The sequence below is a fragment of the Chryseobacterium sp. Bi04 genome (genome assembly GCF_918698085.1).
Classification (GTDB): domain Bacteria; phylum Bacteroidota; class Bacteroidia; order Flavobacteriales; family Weeksellaceae; genus Chryseobacterium.
On record NZ_CAKKLP010000001.1, the window covers coordinates 443,148 to 461,305 of the forward strand.

The window sequence follows — 18,158 nt, forward strand, 5'->3', positions numbered from 1 at the left end:
TCAGTAAGCAAACAATGCCTTTCAGTAAAAATTTTTTTACAAAAAGGCATTTCTTGTGATATTTTTGATCCAGAAATTATAACCATGAAAATACAAGGACAAAAATTACTATTCCTATTTTTCTTTTTAGCTTTTATAATGGCATATTCCCAGGTAAAAGTTTCAGGGAGGGTAGCTTTTAAAAATAAGGGAATAAATGAGGTAAACGTTACACTCAAAGATACTTATGATGGAGCTACAACAGATGGGCAGGGAAATTTTTATTTTGAAACATCCGAAAAAGGAAGCCATATCCTCACCTTCACACATCCAAAATACGAAACCGTTGAAAAATCAATTGTTATTGAAAACCAGGATGTTGCTGTAAATGCAGATCTGAAGGAGCAGATCAGTGAAATTGATGCGGTAGTTGTTTCTGCAGGATCTATAGAAGCAAGTGACAAGAAAAGAGCCACAGCATTGCTTACTCCTATTGACATTTATACCACAGCAGGAGCAGATGGGCAGATATCTTCAGCACTAAACTATCTTCCGGGCGTTCAGAAAGTAGGTGAATCCGGAGGCCTTTTTATCAGGGGAGGAACAGGAACAGAATCCAGGATTTTTATGGATGGAAGTCTGATCAATAATTATTTTTCTAATTCTATCCCCGGAATTGCAGGAAGAGACCAGTTTAATACTTCTCTTTTTAAAGGAAATATATTTTCAAGTGGCGGATACTCTGCTCTTTACGGGCAGGCTCTTTCCGGAGTGCTGATGCTGGAAAGTGTTGACCTTCCCGATCAAAGCTCTTATGATATTGGGATTTCTCCTATTTTTTTGAGCGCCGGATTTCAAAAATTGGGAACCAATAAAAACTACTCTTTTGGCGCCTCAGTAGGCTATTCAATTTTAAGCCTGATGCAGAAAGCTCTTAATTTTAATACAGATTTTATTGATGCTCCCCATGGACTTAATGGTGACTTAAATTTTAGAGTTAAAACAAAATCAGGAGGCTTTTTTAAGTATTACGGAATGTACAATTCCAATACAATGGGGGTGAGGTCAGAAAGTCTCGAGCCGGAATACGATTTTGGGCTGGTAAGACTCAAAGGAAAGAATACCTATCATAACCTGTCCTTCAGGCAGAAATTCGGGAAATATCTGTTAAATGTAGGAGGATCCTATTCCTATAACGAATCGAACCTTAATTTTTCTACAGAAACCCATGAAAATGAATCAGATAGAACACAGCTGTTGACAGATGGAAACTATATCAATTTTAAAGCGGTCCTCGAAAGAAAAATTAATAAGATCAGCGCAGTAAGAGGAGGGTTTGAACTCAATAATGCAGATGAGAAACTCAATTTTGAAAGTGTACAGAAGAATTATAAAGACCTGATTTCTTCAGCTTTTGTAGAAACAGACCTTGGATTCAGCAATGCATTGTCTGCAAAAATAGGAGTGAGGGCTGAGCATTCTTCTTTCCTGGGAAAAAGTAATATTGCGCCCCGTTTTGCATTGGCTTACCGCCTTGCAAGAGACTGGACAACCTCTTTGGCTTACGGCCTTTTTTATCAGAATCCCGAAAGCAAATATATCAATGGCCCGGCAGAATTAGGCTTTCAGAAGTCACAGCATTTTGTTTTCCAGGTTCAGAGAAGTTCAGAAGGAAGAAGCCTGCGTCTTGAAGCTTTTTATAAAAAGTATGATCAGCTGATTAAAACATTTAATATAACCCAGGGAAATCAGCAGAATCAGACGGCTTTAAATAATGACGGTTACGGATATGCAAAAGGATTAGAACTATTTTGGAGAGACAACAAAAAGACATTCAAAAATATTGATTACTGGATTACCTACTCTTTTCTGGATTCAAAAAGAGATTTTCTTAATTATCCGGTAAGTTTAAAACCTAATTTTGCCGCGGAACACACCCTTTCAGCTGTTGTTAAAAGGTTTATTCCGGAATGGAAAATGGGAGTGAACCTCTCTTATACCTACGCCAAAGGACGTCCATATTATGATATTGCTTCTACGTTTGATAACGGAAAAGCCATTAATTATACCAGAAATGAAGGAAGACTGAAGGATTATAACGCACTTAATTTCAGTATCAACTACCTTCCGAATCTTGGGAAGAAAGATGGAAAAGCATTTACTGTACTGGTATTAAGTGTTTCCAATGTTTTAGGATCGAAAAATGTATATGGGTACAATTTTTCCATGGATGGCTCACGAAGTTCAGCGGTGGTTCCCCCTGTTAATACTTTTGTATTTGTGGGAGCATTTATCAGCTTTGGAGTAGATAAAACAGAAGATGCTATCAATAATAACCTATAAAAGTATACCTTAGACCAACAATATAACTAACCTTTAAAAAAATAATATAATGAAAAAATACTTTTTAAGCTTTGCTTTAGCTTGTATGAGTTTAACCGCTTTTGCTCAGACAGATTACGAAAAAATAATGACTGAAAAAATTGGCAGAATAGAAACCTGTAAAACACCGGAGGATTTTCAGGTCCTGGCCAACGATTTTGAGAGAATAGGAAGTAAAGAAAGCTCACAGTGGCTGCCTCCCTATTATGCCGCTTTTTCCCAGATTCAAAAAGGAAGAGTGATGATGAGAAACGGAAATATGCAGGAGCTTGATGGAGTGGCATCGCAGGCAGAAAAATATCTGGGCCTGGCGCAGAGTCTTGCCGGAGCTGATAATGCTGAAATTCATCTGCTGAAGAAAATGGCTTTTTCCCTGAGAATGATGGTCAATCCTGCGCAACGTTTTATGACAGATGGAGCAAGAGCTTCAGAAGAGCTTAATATTGCTGAAAAACTGGATGCCGCTAACCCCAGAGTTGCATTGATCAAAGCCGAAGACATTTATTTTACACCAGAACAGTATGGAGGAAGTAAAACAAAAGGACTGGAAATGTTCAAAGAAGCATTGGCTAAATTTAATAATTATAAGCCTAGGACTGCACTGGATCCTAATTGGGGAAGATCCGAAGCTGAATATTTTATCAGTCTTCCCGTTGAGAAAGCTAAATAAAAAGCAACGGGAAGAGAGCTGAAAATAGCTGTACTTTAAGTCCCAAAAACTAACCATTCAAAAAACCTTCATCCCATGAAGGTTTTTTGATACCATTCAGGATGAAAAACAGGCCTTTCGGTAAGAAATAATTTTTGATACCTTTAATAAAAACTAATTTTGAGCTAAGAAAACGATCATGAAGCGTAATAATTTTATAACACTGTTTTGGGTCTCTCTGGCCGTATCTATGTTTTTCTTTTTTGCCTTTACATCAGAAAAGACCATGGAGAATTTCCTGTATACAATCCTTATTTCTATGCTGTATTCTTTCGTGTTGGGAGGAGGAAACGGAATGCTTAACAGCTTTCTGAATAAAAAAATTCCCTGGGCAGAAGCCACCACGAAAAGAGCAGTTTTAAGTATTGCCTCTATTCTTATCCTGAATTTTGCGCTGGTTTATTTTTGTAATTATGTCAATTTTGTGCTGATCCAGAAAGCGGTGACTACAGAAGTTTTTTTTTCGGAGAAATATAATTTTATCAATTGGTTTACCATCAATGTAGCCCTGCTTATTTCGGCCTTTCTCCATGCAAAAGGATTTATGGAGGAACTGAAGAAAACTTCCCGGAAAGAAGTGGTGGAGCAGAAGCTTATTGCAAAGTCTGCCAATGCACAGTTTGAGAGTTTAAAAAACCAGCTGGACCCTCACTTTCTTTTTAATTCATTAAATGTCCTCAGTGCTCTGATTGATGAGAATCCACAGCAGGCACAGAAGTTTACCGCTTCAATGTCAAAGATTTACCGGTATGTACTTGAGCAGAAAGATAAAGAGCTGGTGACGGTAGAAGACGAAATAGAATTTGCAAAAACCTATTGTAATCTTTTAAAAACAAGATTTGAAGACAGCGTAGATTTTGTCTTCGATGTTGCCCAGGAAGACTATCAGAAATATGTAGTTCCACTGTCGCTCCAGCTATTATTGGAAAACTGTATCAAACATAATTTTGCTACTTCCTCAAAACCTCTGGTCATCAGAATATTTTCGGATGGGGGAATTCTCTGCATTGAAAATAACCTTCAGTTCAGGGAGCAGATCAAAGAAAGCTCGGGGATAGGACTTTCCAATATTGTACAGCGGTATGCTCTCCTTACCAGAAAGAATGTTTTTATTGAAAAATCAGATGATTATTTTAAAGTAAAACTTCCGATGCTTTCCGCTAAGCCTAATATTGTCAGTGTAAAACCTGATGATGAAATAAAAGCATACAAAAGAGCACAGAAAAGAGTAAAAGAAATTAAAGGATTTTATACCAACCTGATTTCTTATTGTATTATTATTCCCTTTTTAATCTTTATCAATCTCTTTACAGGAAGCCGCAGCCACTGGTTTTGGTTTCCGGCACTGGGTTGGGGAATTGGCCTGGCTTCCCACGCATTTCAGGTTTTCGGAATCGGAGAATCCTGGCAGGAAAAGAAGATTAGAGAAATTATGAATCAACAAAAAAACAGAAATAATGGAAACATTTGACGAAAATGATATTCAATACCAGCTCGCTAAAAAACAGGTAGACAGATTAAGAGGCTTTTATGGTCATCTATTTGCTTATATTGCTGTCAATGCGATGATTGTTGTGTATAATTATGCCAATCTGAAGCCTGGAGAAAGTTATTTTCAGTTTAAAAACTTCTTTACAGCAATATTTTGGGGAATTGGTCTCTTAGCACATGCTGTAACGGTTTTTATACCCAAAACTAACTTTATGAAAAAATGGGAAGATAAAAAGATCAGGAAACTGATGGAAAAGCAGCACCCTAAAGAAGACTGATCATGGGGAGGGTATAAATATATCTTAATCCTAAAAAAATAAACAAAATGGATACACTGCAAATCGTATTTAATGTTTCTATGGGTATTTGGTTTCTGAGTGAGTTCTTGTATAAAAACATATTGAAATCCAATAAAGAAGATCAAAAGAATAAAGATAAATCTACTTTGAACATTTTGTGGCTGGCCATTCCCTTCTCAATAGCTTCTTCCATAATGATTTCCCATTATATCCATCTTCCGGTGGTTAAAGGAAGCTGGATACTGTATATAGGGGAGTTATTTATTATTACCGGAATACTTTTTAGGTTCATCATCATCAGGTCCTTAGGGAAATACTTTACCGTAGACGTGACTATAAGACAGGATCATCAGATCAAAAAAGAAGGATTTTACCAATACCTGAGACATCCTTCCTATGCCTTTTCCTTGTTGACATCTTTGGGATTAGGATTGTATTTAAACAATTGGATTTCATTGATTTTTGCTTTTATTCCTCCGTTTTTAGCCTTTGCTTACAGAATAAAAATTGAAGAACAGGCTCTTGTAGAACAATTCGGAGAAGAATACATTGAATACAGAAAAAGAACAAAGAAGCTTATCCCGTTTATCTATTAATCACCACTCTTATCATTTCTCCACGGTTTTATTGAATCCAAACTTCAATCCTGAATCTTTCTGAATGAGCGAGATCCCTTTGTAGTCCCTCGTTTTCCAAATAATATCTTTATTAATTCCCGAACTTCTACCATTCGGTTAGCATTTTCTACCGTTCAGTAATATAAAGTTGATTCAGGGTTGTTTTCCTTCATACATTTGACCCAACAAAAACAAATTACTAACCTTAAAAACAATACGTTATGGAAATTTTATCATCCGGTAAAGAAACAATAGCTTACGAAAAAGCTTCAAAAAGAGTAAAAGAATTAAAAGAATTCTATGGTAACCTTAGTTCGTTCTGCTTGGTCATTCCTTTTTTGGCAGCACTGAATCTTTTAACGGCTCCCGGGTATCTATGGTTTTTATGGCCAATGTTGGGTTGGGGAATTGGAATAGCTTTTCATGCCATCAGTGTATTCGGAATCGGAAAAAATTGGGAAGAAAAAAAGATCAGAGAATTAATGGCTGAGGAGAAAGGAAAAACAAAAACACTATAATAATTTAAAACATTTAAGAATCATGGATTACAATACAGCATACGAAAGAGTTAACAAGATCAGAAAGTTCTATAAAAGCCTTTTATGGTTTGGTATCATTGCAGGAATCATCCTTTTTAATGATTTTTTGAAAGATCATTTTGTAGGAATTAACCTATTCAGCGGGCATATCTTTCTGGTGATATGGGCGGTAATTCTTACAGTAAAAGCAGTAAAGCTATTTGTTTTTGATGCTGAATGGGAGAAAGAACTCATCCAGAAAGAGCTTGGAAAAAACAAAAAGCCTATAGATTTTTAAAACTGTCTGCTTTTATTTAACTTTATTTCCTAAAATCTGAATTAAAACGAATAACCCGATGATCAGAACTGTCATTATCGAAGATGAAAAACCTGCTTCAAGAAAATTAGAAAGAATGCTAAGTAACTTTACTGATATTGAGGTAGTTGCTAAAATAGAATCTGTGGAAGAAGGGGTTGGCTGGTTCACGGAAAATGAACATCCCCAGCTGATATTTTCAGACATTGTTTTAGGGGATGGGCTGTCTTTCGATATTTTTGAAAAAATACCCACCAAAGGTTTTATTATTTATACAACAGCTTTTGATCAGTACACCCTGAAAGCATTTAAATTAAACAGTATAGACTACCTCTTAAAACCTATATTGGAAGAAGATCTTTCAGGAGCTGTGGAGAAATTTAAATCATTTATTCCGGCAGACAATACAACAGGCTCCCAAGATATCAAGCAGCTGATCAAAAAGGAAAAATCTACCCTTTCCAGAGTGTTGGTAAAGATCGGATACAACCTTAAGATTGTGCAGACAGAGGAAATAAGCTGCTTTTTCAGTGAAAACAAAATTGTATACCTCCAGACCCAGGAACGGACCTATCCTTCAGATTTTACATTGGATGAGCTGGAAGATATTCTGGAAGATAAAAAGTTTTTCAGAGTAAACAGGCAGTTTATTGTCAATTCTGATTTTATTAAAAATATCCATACTTCACCATATTATAAAGTGGACCTTACATTTCAGCCGGAGGATGAAATTACAGTAAGCAGAGACCGGGTCAAAGACTTTAAAGATTGGCTGGTAAGTTAGGCCTGTTTAATCCTGAAACTTGAATTTTTGAAATAAAACGGTAATATTTTCAGGTGTTTACAGGAACTTTTTACGTAAATTTTTAACCAACTAAAAACATAGCCATGGACCTTATTATTTTATTTTTTAAATTTTTCCTTGAGATCTTTTATCCTCAAAGTTAACCTTTTACTGCCTTTAAAAGTATAGATTTTGATGAGCTTATTGCCCGTAAAAATCACTGGCTGACTTTACAAACTCGTGAAACCCTTTAGTAACTTCTTTCTTATTTTTATGAGTGAGTGGGAAAGGAACCATGTGAGAATATTCAAAAGGGAAATCTTTTATTTCAACCTCTACATCAATATCCCTGTAACCACCTTGTAGCGTATTCAAAGCCTCAATAGGAGGGGCAACGTCATCCTGTTTCAGTACATATACCTTTATCTGGGACTGAAGCTCCCGGATTCTGTCTTCCCTTTCTTTTTGGAAATAATTATATCTGAGCATCTTTTTAAACCAGCTTTCCTGTGGATGTAAATCCTCATTTTGGTAATGCTTTAACCGTTTGTCAGTCTTAAAATCTGAAATTAATAACTCCGTAAATGCAGACTGTACTTTAATGGCTGCCTGAGCATCCATAATATATTTTGAAATCGGAAACATTCTGTCAATGGTCATTCCTCCACAGAAACAGAAAAGCCTGGACTGGGAAAAGTAGCCTCCAGGATCAGCCATTTTAATAATCATGGAAAGAAACGAGCCTATAGAATATCCAAATAAGTCTAAACCGGCATCCGCAGCAATACTTTTTATTTTGTTGTTTTTAATGTCTTTTATCACTTCAATGATATCTGAATACGTCTGTAATCCTGACCAGAAAATTCTTTGCGGATGGGCTTCCAGCCTGGAACTTATTGCTGCATTTACAAAAGAATAATTAGTGTTTTCAGGATATCTTTTTCTCCTGAAATTGACAATATCTGTCATATGCTGGCGGTCACTCCAGATAGGATCAGCACGGTTCATATGAAAGGCTATGGGAAACAGAATAACTGCCTTATGAGTTCTTTGAGCCAGTTCATAAGCCCACGGCAGATATTTATCCCATTTCTTTTCATTAAGCCCGTGAAAAAAAATAATACTTCCTTTCGCTGTTTTTATATCGGCCCTTTTAAGAATATAATATTCAAAACTTTGATTACAGCTGATGTCAAAATCCTTTGTATCTATCGATGGCTGATGATAAACCAAATATGCATTCTCATTGATCTCCGGTTGAGGGTGATGTTTCAGGCATTCAGCAGTAGAAGATCCATACAGTAAACCTGAGGCTTTTGATAAAAAGGGGATAGACTCTATGGTCACATTTAAATCCTTTATCTCTGTAAACCCTTTTTTAGAATCAAAATGACTTTTCAAAACCTCATATAATTCATAATATTCCATAATAAGATAATTAAGGCTTATAATTAGAACTATTAATGTATGTAATTATTACTGTAATACACAGATTGTAAGCGTTTAAATATATTCTAGGCATAGAAGAACAGTCTTATACTGTACCTCCAGACCTAATCTCTTATCCCGGATATCAGGCCCTGTATTATTTCGTTTAACTATCTGTAATCAATCCTGTTAGCTTCAGTGTCTTCAAGCTGTTTTACTATGGTTTCGGGAATCTCGTCACTGTCTATCGGAAAGCTGATGGAGTCTGTAATGAAATTTTTCCGGTCTGCTTTCCTGAAAATTTCAAATAAAGCAATGGGTTCCTGATTAAAACTGATACAGGTGCTGATAAAGTGAAGTTCATGCAGTTTATAGTCAGGGTTTTTAAGCTTTTCCTTGATATCTTTAATTCTTGAAACGAAGTGTCTCTGCCGGATAAAAGTATTGCTGTTCATAATAATAAAAACATAATCCGAATAAGCGGTCACTTTCCCGAAATACTTATGGTGGTCACCTCCGCTTCTCTCAACAAAATATTCTCCCGTAGTTTCAGATTTGTAGATCTCTGTCGCAGAACGCCAGATTCTGTCTTCTTTTGCCTGTAAAGGGTTCTCAGGAAGATTTCTGTTATAAGAATACCAGCATCCCACTAAATGGTCTAAAAGAGTGGTATTCAGAGCTGCATTATTCATATCAATTTTAAGATCATTAAAATTGAAAGCTTCCGTATTGGAATTAATGAAATCTATGTAATTTGAATAACCCAGAACTCTGACAATCAAACTTATTTTTGCCAGATTGGGACGGCTTAAAACGGCATTTTCATTGTGATGGTATTTCTTTAGTTTATTGATAATCAGATGCTCATAAAGGTAGTTTAACCCCAGGAGGTCAGGGTTTTTTTTGATCTCTTTTTCAGCATAATCGTTGATAACCAGATCGTTAATTTCTGCACTGATGTAAGACCATTCCGTTTTGGTAACGTCTTGCCAATGGTTTTTCTTTAGAAACTGCCGGCTTAAGAAGTTCATGAGCTTCTCAAGATGTAAAATATCTTCTTTTTTCATCTGTTTATTTTCTTTGTTCGGGAGTCAGATGGACTTCGAAATTCTGCAAGACTAATTTAAGATTTTTATCGATTCAAATGAGACTATTGAAAGACTTTTATATTTTAAAATCAATTGATATTTGAGTAGAAAAATTAAAATAAAGACAATGGAAACAAAAATGGTATTACAAGACGAATTTCTTTGGAACAGGATCCAGGGATTTTCCTTAGATGCTCCTGATGCCGATTTTCCTTTCTCAAAAAAGCTGGCAAAAGAAGAAAACTGGACTTTGGATTTTGCCCGAAAAGCAATTGAAGAATATAAAAAGTTTGTTTACCTCTGCTGTATTCTTCCCAATGGAGCCTCTCCAAGCAAAATAGTGGATAAAGTATGGCACATGCATTTGATTTACACCCAAAATTACTGGGATGAGTTTTGTCCTCACATTTTAAAAAGAAAGCTTCATCATCATCCTTCAAAAGGAGGAACAAAGGAAACAACAAAACACCGGGATTGGTTTTCAGAAACCCTGAAAAGCTATAAAGAGATTTTCCAATTGGACGCCCCAGCCGATATCTGGTTTCAGCAAAGAAAAAAGCAATATTGGAGCAGCTGGTGGAAGAGGCTTCGCTTCATACCGTTACTGATCATTCTTACAACACTGTCATCCTGTCTTGGTGAGATTGTCATCACACTGGGGTCGGTGATACTTTCAATAGCTGTCATTTTTATCATCAGTGCCATTGCTAACACATTTCAGGAAAATAAAGCTAAAAACGGCAATGATTCCGGAACAGGTTGTGGCGGAAGCAGCTGTAGCGGAGGAAGCAGTTGTGGAGGAGGCTGCGGAGGCGGTTGTGGTGGATGCGGAGGATGTGGCGGGTAAAAGTATCAATTAAAACAGTAATTATGAAAAAATATATCATCCATTTAGTTCCGTTTATCATCAGTTTTACATGGCTTGTGGAAGAATGTCAGACATTGAATCCCATTTTTTTAAAAGGTCCTGAATTTCTAAAATTATATATCTTTCTTTTACTGGGATTTTATGCTTCCATTTCTATGCTGAGGCTATTTCATGAAGCTGTTTCAAAAGTAACTTTTTATGGGCTGGCTTTCATTTTTGGATTAGGCATTTTAAAACTGATCAGGGGACTGATGCTGGGTAAGCCTATTGGGTTTTTAGTGATGATCCTGATCATTGAATGTATTGCAGGAGCATCAGTTATTCAATATTACTTCAAGAATAACACGAAGTAGTTGACTTAAAAAAATAAACCCGAAAACACAATAGCTTCGGGCTCATCTATATGACTTATTAAATGTCTTTCTGTTCTTTCCTTGTTGAGTGGTAGCCATATTTTCGGACCATAATAGAAGTAAGAACCATCAAAATGATACTTAATCCAATATTTGAATGGTCGGGATGTACAATGGCCTGATACAGGTTGTAGCCAAAAACGGTAGATACCAAAGAGATTAGAATATGGTTTGCATAAGCATACAGTTTTTTTGCAGTCGTTTTCATAGGAATATTTTTTAATGTTATTTACTCAGTAAGTACAACAATTTGACAAACGTTACAGAAAAAAAAATCTCTTTTTTCATTACATCATTATTCTTCTCTGAAATACGAATTTTTATAGCCTCGCCTTGATAATTTTCCTTCAGAAATGGCATTTATTTTTTACAATAAGACAATTTTAAGATCAATATAATTCTGAAAAACATAAAAAAAAGACTTTTATATTTTTAAATCAAAAGACATTTGAGTAATAATACATAATAAAAAAATTATGATCATGGAAAATATTTTACAGTCAGTATGGTTTATCCCAGCAGTTATCATTCTCTTTGGTTTTGTTTTCTACAAATTCATACTAAGGGTTTTCTTTGGATTGGTAATTGTGCCGGAAGATAAAATAGGGTTGGTTACCAAGAAGTTTGTTTTGCTGGGAAGGCAGGAATTACCGGAAGGACGTATCATTGCGACCAACGGAGAAGCAGGATTTCAGGCTCAGACACTGGCACCCGGGATTTATTTCTGGAAATGGATATGGCAGTATTCTATTCACTTTCAGTCTTTTACTATTGTGCCGACGGGGCAGATAGGACTTATTTTGGCCAGAGATGGACATGAGCTGGAAACAGGCCGGATTTTGGGCAGAAAAGTAGAATGTGATTCTTTTCAGGATGCCGAAGCCTTCCTAAAAAACGGAGGCCGGAAAGGGCGACAAACCGCCATCATTGCTCCCGGCTCCTATAGAATAAATACCTTATTGTTTGAGGTTTCTCTTACGGATATGACTCAAATTCCTGATAACGCAGTAGGCATTATCACAACTTTAGAAGGAAAACCTCTTGAAGAGGGGCAGATTGCCGGAAAAATAATCGGCGAGCATAATAAATTTCAGGATGTAGATGTTTTCTTAAACAGTGGCGGATATAAAGGTCTTCAGGAGCAGGTGATTCTTGCAGGATCTTATTTCCTGAACCCCTGGTTTGTAAAACTTGAAATGGTAAAGATGACTGAAATTCCGATTGGTTCAGTAGGAGTGGTCATCAGCTATGTAGGAGAAGAGGGAAAAGACTTGAGTGGAATAGAATTTAAACACGGCAATATAGTGGAAAGAGGCTATAAAGGAGTTTGGGGTGAGCCGCTAGGACCGGGAAAATATCCGATAAATCCTTATATTATGAAAACAGAACTGGTTCCGACCACGAATCTTGTATTGAACTGGGCATCAGCGAGGAGTGAAGCTCATCAGCTGGACAAAAACCTTTCGACCATTACCGTTCGAAGCAAAGACGGATTTCCTTTCGACCTGGATGTCTCCCAAATCATTCATATCCCTTCCAATGAGGCCCCGAAAGTGATCGCACGCTTTGGAAATATGATTAATCTTGTTGGGCAGGTTCTGGAACCTACAATAGGAAATTATTTCAGAAATTCTGCTCAGGACAGTGATGTAATTGCTTTTCTCGGAACCCGTAAAGAACGGCAGCAGTCTGCCAGAGATCATATCAGCAGCGTTCTGGAACAATATAACGTTTCAGCAGTTGATACACTGATAGGAGATATTGTTCCCCCGGAAACACTCATGAAGACCCTCACAGACCGAAAGATTGCGGAAGAACAGAAAACAACCTTTGAAATGCAGAAACTGGCTCAGGAAACACGACAGAGCTTAGAAAAAGAAACTGCGGTTGCCGATATACAGAAAGAAATTGTAACGGCAGATCAGGGGGTATTAATTGCTGAAAGAGTAGCAGCAGCAGTGGTGAAAAAAGCCAATGGTGAAGCAGAAAAAACAAGGCTGCTTGCCAAGGCCAATGCTGAGCAGATCTCATTAATGGGTAATGCTGAAGCAGAGAAAATACTCGCGATTGGTAAGTCGAATGCTGAATCATATAAGCTGTCTGTTGATGCAATGGGTGACGAAAATTTCACACAATTAAAAATTATGGAATCTATTGCCAATCAGAATGTAAAAATAATGCCGGATGTATTGATCGGTGGAAGCGGAGATGCAGCTAACGGAGGAATCAGCGGATTGCTGGGACTGAAGATTCTGGAACAGGTAGAAACAAAAAAAATGATGACAAAAAAGCCTGAAAAAAGAAATTTTGACGATATGTCGACATAAAAAACTGTAACTAAAAAAAGAACCCCGGGATAATTACCCGGGGTTTTATACTTTTAAGAGTGTGGTTAAGATATCACACCACTTCCGATAAGTTCGTCATCTATATACCAAGAGGCAAACTGCCCTTCAGCAATGGCAGACTGAGATTCCTCAAATTCAATATAAAAAGCATCTTCAAACTGATATAAAGTAGCCTTCTGCAAAGACTGTCGGTATCTGAATCTCGACATTACCTCCATAGATTCACCATTTTTCAGTTTCATGTCTTCACGTACCCAGTGCAGCTCGGCATTGTCTATTTTTAACGCTTTTTTGTACAGTCCTGGAAAATGGCTTCCTTCACCTACAAAGATGATGTTGTTTTCCATATCTCTCGATACAATAAAACAGCTTTCTTTATGACCGCCTATTCCAAGACCCTTGCTTTGTCCAATGGTGAAAAACTGAGCCCCCTGATGCTTTCCGATTACTTTTCCGTCCGCTTTTTTATAATTGATTTTTCTCGACAAAAATTGAAGCTCTTCCTCTTTGGAGGAAAATTCCGGTATTTCTTCTGAAAATAAAGGAGAATCTTTGAAAATTTCTACAATCTCCCCCTCTTTAGGCTTTAGCTGTTGTTGTAAAAACTGAGGAAGACTTACTTTTCCAATAAAACATAATCCCTGAGAATCTTTTTTATCGGCTGTTACCAATCCTATTTCTTTGGCGATTTCCCTCACCTGAGGCTTTGTAAGCTCTCCAATTGGGAACAACGCCTTTGACAGTTGGTCCTGGCTCAGCTGGCAAAGAAAATAAGACTGATCTTTATTATTGTCTTTTCCTGCCAAAAGATGGAAAATTTCTTTACCGTTTTCGTCAAAAGTGGAATTCACTCTTGCATAATGTCCCGTAGCTACCTTATCAGCACCTAAAGACATGGCTGTTTTCATAAAAACATCGAACTTTACTTCTCTGTTACACAAAACATCAGGATTCGGAGTTCTTCCTTTCTCATATTCCGCAAACATATAATCTACAATACGTTCCTTATAAAGCTCGCTCATATCAATCACCTGGAAAGGAATCCCCAGCTTCTGAGCGACCATTAATGCATCATTGCTGTCCTCAATCCAGGGACATTCATCTTCTAACGTTACGGAAGCGTCATTCCAGTTCCTCATAAATAAAGCCACAACTTCGTGACCTTGCTGTTGCAGCAAATATGCTGTAACACTAGAATCTACACCTCCGGAGAGGCCTACTACTATTTTCATTTTATTTCAATTTTACGAAACTCTTAACGGGAGTTCTTAGTTTGATGCGGCAAAAATACAATTAAAAAAATTCGTAAAAAAACCATAATTTTAAACATTGATAAAAACGATGTTAAGATAGAAAACAAGACTAACGAAGTTTTTAACACTAATGCAGGAGGAAATTGATAAATTACCTTATACAAAATATAGATACATATGAAAAAGTTTATTATTCCATTGATGCTGATATGCTCAGGATCAGTTTTTTCCCAGATTTCAGTCGGAACACCCACTCAGGAAACCAACAGATGGACTTTTGGAGGAGGAATAGGTGTGGGTTTTGGAAGCAACAGTTCTTTTTACCTGCAGGCATCTCCAAGAGTAGGATACAGGCTTACCGAAGATCTTGAAGGAGGAGTTGTAGGGAGTGTTTCATGGCAGACTTCAGATTATTATAAGTCTACGATGTTTGGAGTAGGCCCGTTTGTGAATTATTATATTGCAAGATCGTTTTATCTGGGAGCCAATTTTCAACATTATTTTATTAATTATAAAGACAAATACTACGATTATAAATACAATGAAGAAGAAAATGCGCTCTATCTTGGAGGAGGATATATGCAGAGAATAGGTAATAATTCTTTTATGCAGATCGGGTTGATGTATAATGTGCTTTATAAAGAAAATTCAAGTGTATTTTCAAGCGGGCTGATTCCTAATATAGGATTTGTAGTGGGGTTATAATGATGCTTATCTGCGAATGTAAAACCATATAGACGTTTGTACTTTCTTACCTTTAATGAAAATAGCCATATCAGAAAGGATGTAACGAAAACTTACGAAAAAACAAAAAGCATCGGAAATTTTCCGATGCTTTTTTATAAGTGTTAAATTCATTTATTTTAAGACTGGGGAGAAGACTTTTCAGCCGCCGTTTTCTTAGGCTTTGAAGTTTTTCCAATTAATCCGTCCTTGGCTTCGTTAACTTCAAGGACAACGGTTTCTCCTTCATTCAATTGTTTATTCACAAGCATTTCTGCCAGTAAATCCTCAATGTATTTCTGAATTGCCCGTTTCAATGGTCTTGCACCGAAATCTTTATCCCATCCTTTTTCAGAAATAAAGTCTTTAGCCTCTTCAGTTAATTCTACTTTATAACCTAATTTTTCAAGTCTGCCATAAAGCTTGTTAAGCTCGATATCAATAATTTTCTTGATATCATCCTGTACAAGAGAGTTGAAGATGACAATATCATCGATTCTGTTTAAGAATTCAGGAGCAAATGCTTTTTTAAGGGCATTTTCAATCGTACTTCTTGCTCTTGAATCTGTATTGGTCTTTTTAGCTGAAGTTCCGAAACCTACACCATCACCGAAATCTTTAAGGTCTCTGGTTCCGATATTGGAAGTAAGGATAATGATCGTATTTCTAAAATCTATTTTTCGACCTAAGCTATCGGTAACGTGACCTTCATCCAGGATCTGTAACAGAATATTGAATACATCAGGGTGAGCTTTTTCAATCTCATCCAGAAGAACCACAGCATAAGGCTTTCTTCTTACTGCTTCCGTTAGCTGGCCGCCTTCCTCATATCCAACGTATCCCGGAGGCGCTCCAACCAATCTTGAAACGGCAAATTTTTCCATGTACTCACTCATGTCGATTCGGATCAGAGATTCATCAGATTCGAAAAGTTCTCGTGCCATTACTTTTGCAAGCTCCGTCTTACCAACCCCGGTTGTTCCAAGGAAGATAAAAGTACCAATTGGGCGGTTAGGGTCTTTAAGACCGGCTCTGTTTCTTTGGATAGCCTTCACTACTTTCTTCACAGCATCTTCCTGACCAATCACTTTTCCGTTCAGTTTCTCATCCATCTGAGCTAATTTATCAAGCTCATTTTTGCCCACTTTTGTTACAGGAACACCGCTCATCATAGAAACTACTTCCGCCACATTTTCTTCTGTTACGGTTTCCTTCTTCTCTTTTACATCTTTGTCCCATTTTTCCTGTGCTGCATTCAGTTCCATCTGAAGACGTTCCTCTTCATCCTTAAGCTTTCTTGCCTCAAGATAATCCTGTGCTTTTACCGCTTTCTGCTTCATTTCTTTGATATCCTCAATTTTCTTTTCAAAATCAATGATCTCAGTAGGAACTTTCATGTTCTTAATATAAACACGGGAACCTGCTTCGTCCATAGCATCAATGGCTTTGTCCGGTAAAAAGCGGTCTGTAATATATCTTGATGTCAAATTGACACACGCCAGAATCGCTTCAGGAGTATAAATGACATTGTGATGCTCTTCATACTTATCTTTAATCTGATTCAGAATCTGAATGGTTTCCTCTATAGAAGTAGGCTCCACCATTACTTTCTGGAATCTTCTTTCTAATGCTCCGTCTTTTTCAATATACTGACGGTATTCATCCAGGGTAGTAGCCCCGATGCATTGAATCTCACCTCTTGCCAACGCCGGTTTAAACATATTGGAAGCATCTAAGCTTCCCGTAGAGCTACCTGCACCTACAATGGTATGAAGCTCATCAATGAATAAGATGACATCTCTGTTTTTTTCCAGCTCAGTCATAATCGCCTTCATTCTTTCTTCAAACTGACCACGGTACTTTGTTCCGGCTACTAAACTTGCCAGATCCAAAGTGATCACACGTTTTCCGTAAAGAACCCTGGAGACCTTTTTCTGCTGAATTCTTAAAGCCAGCCCTTCTGCGATAGCAGATTTACCAACTCCCGGCTCCCCGATAAGAAGAGGGTTGTTCTTCTTTCTTCGTGATAAGATTTGAGAAACTCTCTCAATTTCTTTTTCACGGCCTATCACAGGATCTAATTTTCCATCTCTGGCCAAAGAAGTTAAGTCTCTACCAAAGTTGTCCAATGTAGGCGTTTTACTTTTTGCAGAGCCTAAATTTCCTGTAGGCTTTCTCATCTGCTCAAATTCCTCTCTTTCATCATCATCATCATAAGCACTCATCTGTGGTGCCTGTCCGGAATTTTTAAGCATAGTCTGGTACTCTCTTGAAACACCCTCGTAGTCGATGTCATAAGCCCCTAGAATATTTGAAGTAGGATCCTCATATTTATAAAGAATGCCCAAAAGCAGGTGAACGGTATTAATTTCATTGCTTTTATACTGTCTGCATTCTAACTCTGCACGCTTAATAGCATGATCTGCCATCTTGGTGAAAGAAATATTGGTAACCTCCTCAGAAATAGGATTAAGACTTGCTGTATTTAGAGTTTCAATTTTTCTTCTGATTTGTGTTAAATCCGCATTAAGGTTTTGAAGGATTTCTTTTGCAGAGTTTTCCGTTTTTATAATACCTAAAAGTAGATGTTCTGTATTGAGAAATTCACTTTTCAGCCTTTTAGCTTCGCTTTTGCTTTGTTTGAACACCTGGCTCAAACCTTGTGAAAACTTATAATCCATAATATATCTCATTAGAATAAAAGCAACGTTGCTTTTTATTCATTATCTAAATTACAAATATTTTACCAAAAATCAATTAATGACTTTATGGCAGAAAAAATTTTATTATCTTATTGAAAATGATTAAGTTTGTTAATCGTAAAAAATCCCCATGAATCCCGAGATAACTACTTATATTGGCTATTCTGCTTCCGTTTTTATTGTATTGAGTTTCATACTGAAAGATGTAAGAAAAATCAGAGTCGTTAATATGATTGGCTG

17 protein-coding genes are annotated in these 18,158 nt (G+C 36.9%); 12 read left to right on the top strand and 5 right to left on the bottom strand.

From position 1 onward, the window contains the following. Positions 1–84: 84 nt before the first annotated feature. The 8 genes from LQV47_RS01885 (at position 85) to LQV47_RS01920 (ending at position 7,095) form a co-directional block, all read left to right on the top strand. Complete coding sequence (locus LQV47_RS01885; protein ID WP_230033199.1) at positions 85–2,322, top strand: TonB-dependent receptor; 2,238 nt, start codon at positions 85–87, stop codon at positions 2,320–2,322. A 49-nt stretch (positions 2,323–2,371) separates the two neighbouring features. After that, complete coding sequence (locus tag LQV47_RS01890) at positions 2,372–3,031, top strand: hypothetical protein (protein ID WP_230033200.1); 660 nt, start codon at positions 2,372–2,374, stop codon at positions 3,029–3,031. Positions 3,032–3,209: 178 nt separating this feature from the next. Continuing rightward, positions 3,210–4,541, top strand: a complete 1,332-nt coding sequence (locus LQV47_RS01895) for a 2TM domain-containing protein (RefSeq protein ID WP_230033202.1) — start codon at positions 3,210–3,212, stop codon at positions 4,539–4,541. Next, entirely contained in the window at positions 4,528–4,839 is a 312-nt protein-coding gene (locus LQV47_RS01900; protein ID WP_230033204.1) for a 2TM domain-containing protein, read from the top strand. The genes LQV47_RS01895 and LQV47_RS01900 overlap by 14 nt, the downstream gene beginning before the upstream one ends. Positions 4,840–4,886: 47 nt before the next feature. Continuing rightward, entirely contained in the window at positions 4,887–5,456 is a 570-nt protein-coding gene (locus LQV47_RS01905) for an isoprenylcysteine carboxylmethyltransferase family protein (RefSeq protein ID WP_230033206.1), read from the top strand. Between the two features lie 242 nt (positions 5,457–5,698). Next, positions 5,699–5,995, top strand: coding sequence for a 2TM domain-containing protein (locus tag LQV47_RS01910; RefSeq protein ID WP_230033208.1), 297 nt, complete (start codon positions 5,699–5,701; stop codon positions 5,993–5,995). A gap of 22 nt (positions 5,996–6,017) precedes the next feature. Further along, positions 6,018–6,293 carry a 2TM domain-containing protein gene (locus LQV47_RS01915; protein WP_230033210.1) on the top strand — a complete coding sequence of 92 codons (276 nt, stop codon included), beginning with the start codon at positions 6,018–6,020 and terminating at the stop codon, positions 6,291–6,293. 58 nt (positions 6,294–6,351) lie between these two features. Beyond that, complete coding sequence (locus LQV47_RS01920; RefSeq protein ID WP_230033212.1) at positions 6,352–7,095, top strand: LytTR family DNA-binding domain-containing protein; 744 nt, start codon at positions 6,352–6,354, stop codon at positions 7,093–7,095. 201 nt (positions 7,096–7,296) lie between these two features. Here the strand turns inward: LQV47_RS01920 and LQV47_RS01925 are convergent, their stop codons facing one another. Then, complete coding sequence (locus LQV47_RS01925) at positions 7,297–8,523, bottom strand: DUF6051 family protein (RefSeq protein ID WP_230033214.1); 1,227 nt, start codon at positions 8,521–8,523, stop codon at positions 7,297–7,299. A gap of 170 nt (positions 8,524–8,693) precedes the next feature. Then, positions 8,694–9,590, bottom strand: coding sequence for a hypothetical protein (locus LQV47_RS01930; RefSeq protein WP_230033216.1), 897 nt, complete (start codon positions 9,588–9,590; stop codon positions 8,694–8,696). A gap of 148 nt (positions 9,591–9,738) precedes the next feature. On the opposite strand from LQV47_RS01930, the gene LQV47_RS01935 reads away from it, so the two are divergent. Both LQV47_RS01935 and LQV47_RS01940 read left to right on the top strand, forming a co-directional pair. Continuing rightward, positions 9,739–10,458 (top strand): hypothetical protein, encoded by a 720-nt coding sequence (locus LQV47_RS01935; protein WP_230033218.1) that lies wholly within the window; start codon positions 9,739–9,741, stop codon positions 10,456–10,458. 23 nt (positions 10,459–10,481) lie between these two features. Beyond that, positions 10,482–10,832, top strand: a complete 351-nt coding sequence (locus LQV47_RS01940; protein WP_230033220.1) for a hypothetical protein — start codon at positions 10,482–10,484, stop codon at positions 10,830–10,832. Positions 10,833–10,890: 58 nt separating this feature from the next. On the opposite strand, the gene LQV47_RS01945 is transcribed toward LQV47_RS01940, so the two are convergent. After that, on the bottom strand, positions 10,891–11,100 hold the full coding sequence (locus LQV47_RS01945; protein ID WP_230033222.1) for a hypothetical protein: 210 nt from the start codon (positions 11,098–11,100) through the stop codon (positions 10,891–10,893). A gap of 274 nt (positions 11,101–11,374) precedes the next feature. Between LQV47_RS01945 and LQV47_RS01950 the strand changes: the two genes are divergently transcribed. Next, a complete protein-coding gene (locus LQV47_RS01950; RefSeq protein ID WP_230033224.1) occupies positions 11,375–13,219 on the top strand; it encodes an SPFH domain-containing protein in 1,845 nt (614 codons plus the stop codon). Positions 13,220–13,284: 65 nt separating this feature from the next. Here the strand turns inward: LQV47_RS01950 and mnmA are convergent, their stop codons facing one another. Then, on the bottom strand, positions 13,285–14,472 hold the full coding sequence (gene mnmA, locus LQV47_RS01955; RefSeq protein WP_230033226.1) for a tRNA 2-thiouridine(34) synthase MnmA: 1,188 nt from the start codon (positions 14,470–14,472) through the stop codon (positions 13,285–13,287). Between the two features lie 198 nt (positions 14,473–14,670). Here mnmA and LQV47_RS01960 point away from each other — a divergent pair, with 198 nt between their 5' ends. Beyond that, entirely contained in the window at positions 14,671–15,198 is a 528-nt protein-coding gene (locus LQV47_RS01960) for a hypothetical protein (protein WP_230033228.1), read from the top strand. A gap of 158 nt (positions 15,199–15,356) precedes the next feature. Here LQV47_RS01960 and LQV47_RS01965 read toward each other — a convergent pair whose 3' ends face one another. Then, a complete protein-coding gene (locus LQV47_RS01965) occupies positions 15,357–17,897 on the bottom strand; it encodes an ATP-dependent Clp protease ATP-binding subunit (protein WP_230033230.1) in 2,541 nt (846 codons plus the stop codon). Positions 17,898–18,158 lie beyond the last annotated feature (261 nt).

Coding starts and splice junctions, on each gene's coding strand:
- LQV47_RS01965 (WP_230033230.1), bottom strand. CDS start 17,897: ATGGATTATAAGTTTTCACAAGGTTTGAGCCAGGTGTTCAAACAAAGC.
- LQV47_RS01930 (WP_230033216.1), bottom strand. CDS start 9,590: ATGAAAAAAGAAGATATTTTACATCTTGAGAAGCTCATGAACTTCTTA.
- LQV47_RS01945 (WP_230033222.1), bottom strand. CDS start 11,100: ATGAAAACGACTGCAAAAAAACTGTATGCTTATGCAAACCATATTCTA.
- LQV47_RS01935 (WP_230033218.1), top strand. CDS start 9,739: ATGGAAACAAAAATGGTATTACAAGACGAATTTCTTTGGAACAGGATC.
- LQV47_RS01960 (WP_230033228.1), top strand. CDS start 14,671: ATGAAAAAGTTTATTATTCCATTGATGCTGATATGCTCAGGATCAGTT.
- LQV47_RS01890 (WP_230033200.1), top strand. CDS start 2,372: ATGAAAAAATACTTTTTAAGCTTTGCTTTAGCTTGTATGAGTTTAACC.
- LQV47_RS01915 (WP_230033210.1), top strand. CDS start 6,018: ATGGATTACAATACAGCATACGAAAGAGTTAACAAGATCAGAAAGTTC.
- LQV47_RS01920 (WP_230033212.1), top strand. CDS start 6,352: ATGATCAGAACTGTCATTATCGAAGATGAAAAACCTGCTTCAAGAAAA.
- LQV47_RS01905 (WP_230033206.1), top strand. CDS start 4,887: ATGGATACACTGCAAATCGTATTTAATGTTTCTATGGGTATTTGGTTT.
- LQV47_RS01950 (WP_230033224.1), top strand. CDS start 11,375: ATGGAAAATATTTTACAGTCAGTATGGTTTATCCCAGCAGTTATCATT.
- LQV47_RS01925 (WP_230033214.1), bottom strand. CDS start 8,523: ATGGAATATTATGAATTATATGAGGTTTTGAAAAGTCATTTTGATTCT.
- LQV47_RS01910 (WP_230033208.1), top strand. CDS start 5,699: ATGGAAATTTTATCATCCGGTAAAGAAACAATAGCTTACGAAAAAGCT.
- LQV47_RS01895 (WP_230033202.1), top strand. CDS start 3,210: ATGAAGCGTAATAATTTTATAACACTGTTTTGGGTCTCTCTGGCCGTA.
- LQV47_RS01940 (WP_230033220.1), top strand. CDS start 10,482: ATGAAAAAATATATCATCCATTTAGTTCCGTTTATCATCAGTTTTACA.
- LQV47_RS01885 (WP_230033199.1), top strand. CDS start 85: ATGAAAATACAAGGACAAAAATTACTATTCCTATTTTTCTTTTTAGCT.
- mnmA (WP_230033226.1), bottom strand. CDS start 14,472: ATGAAAATAGTAGTAGGCCTCTCCGGAGGTGTAGATTCTAGTGTTACA.
- LQV47_RS01900 (WP_230033204.1), top strand. CDS start 4,528: ATGGAAACATTTGACGAAAATGATATTCAATACCAGCTCGCTAAAAAA.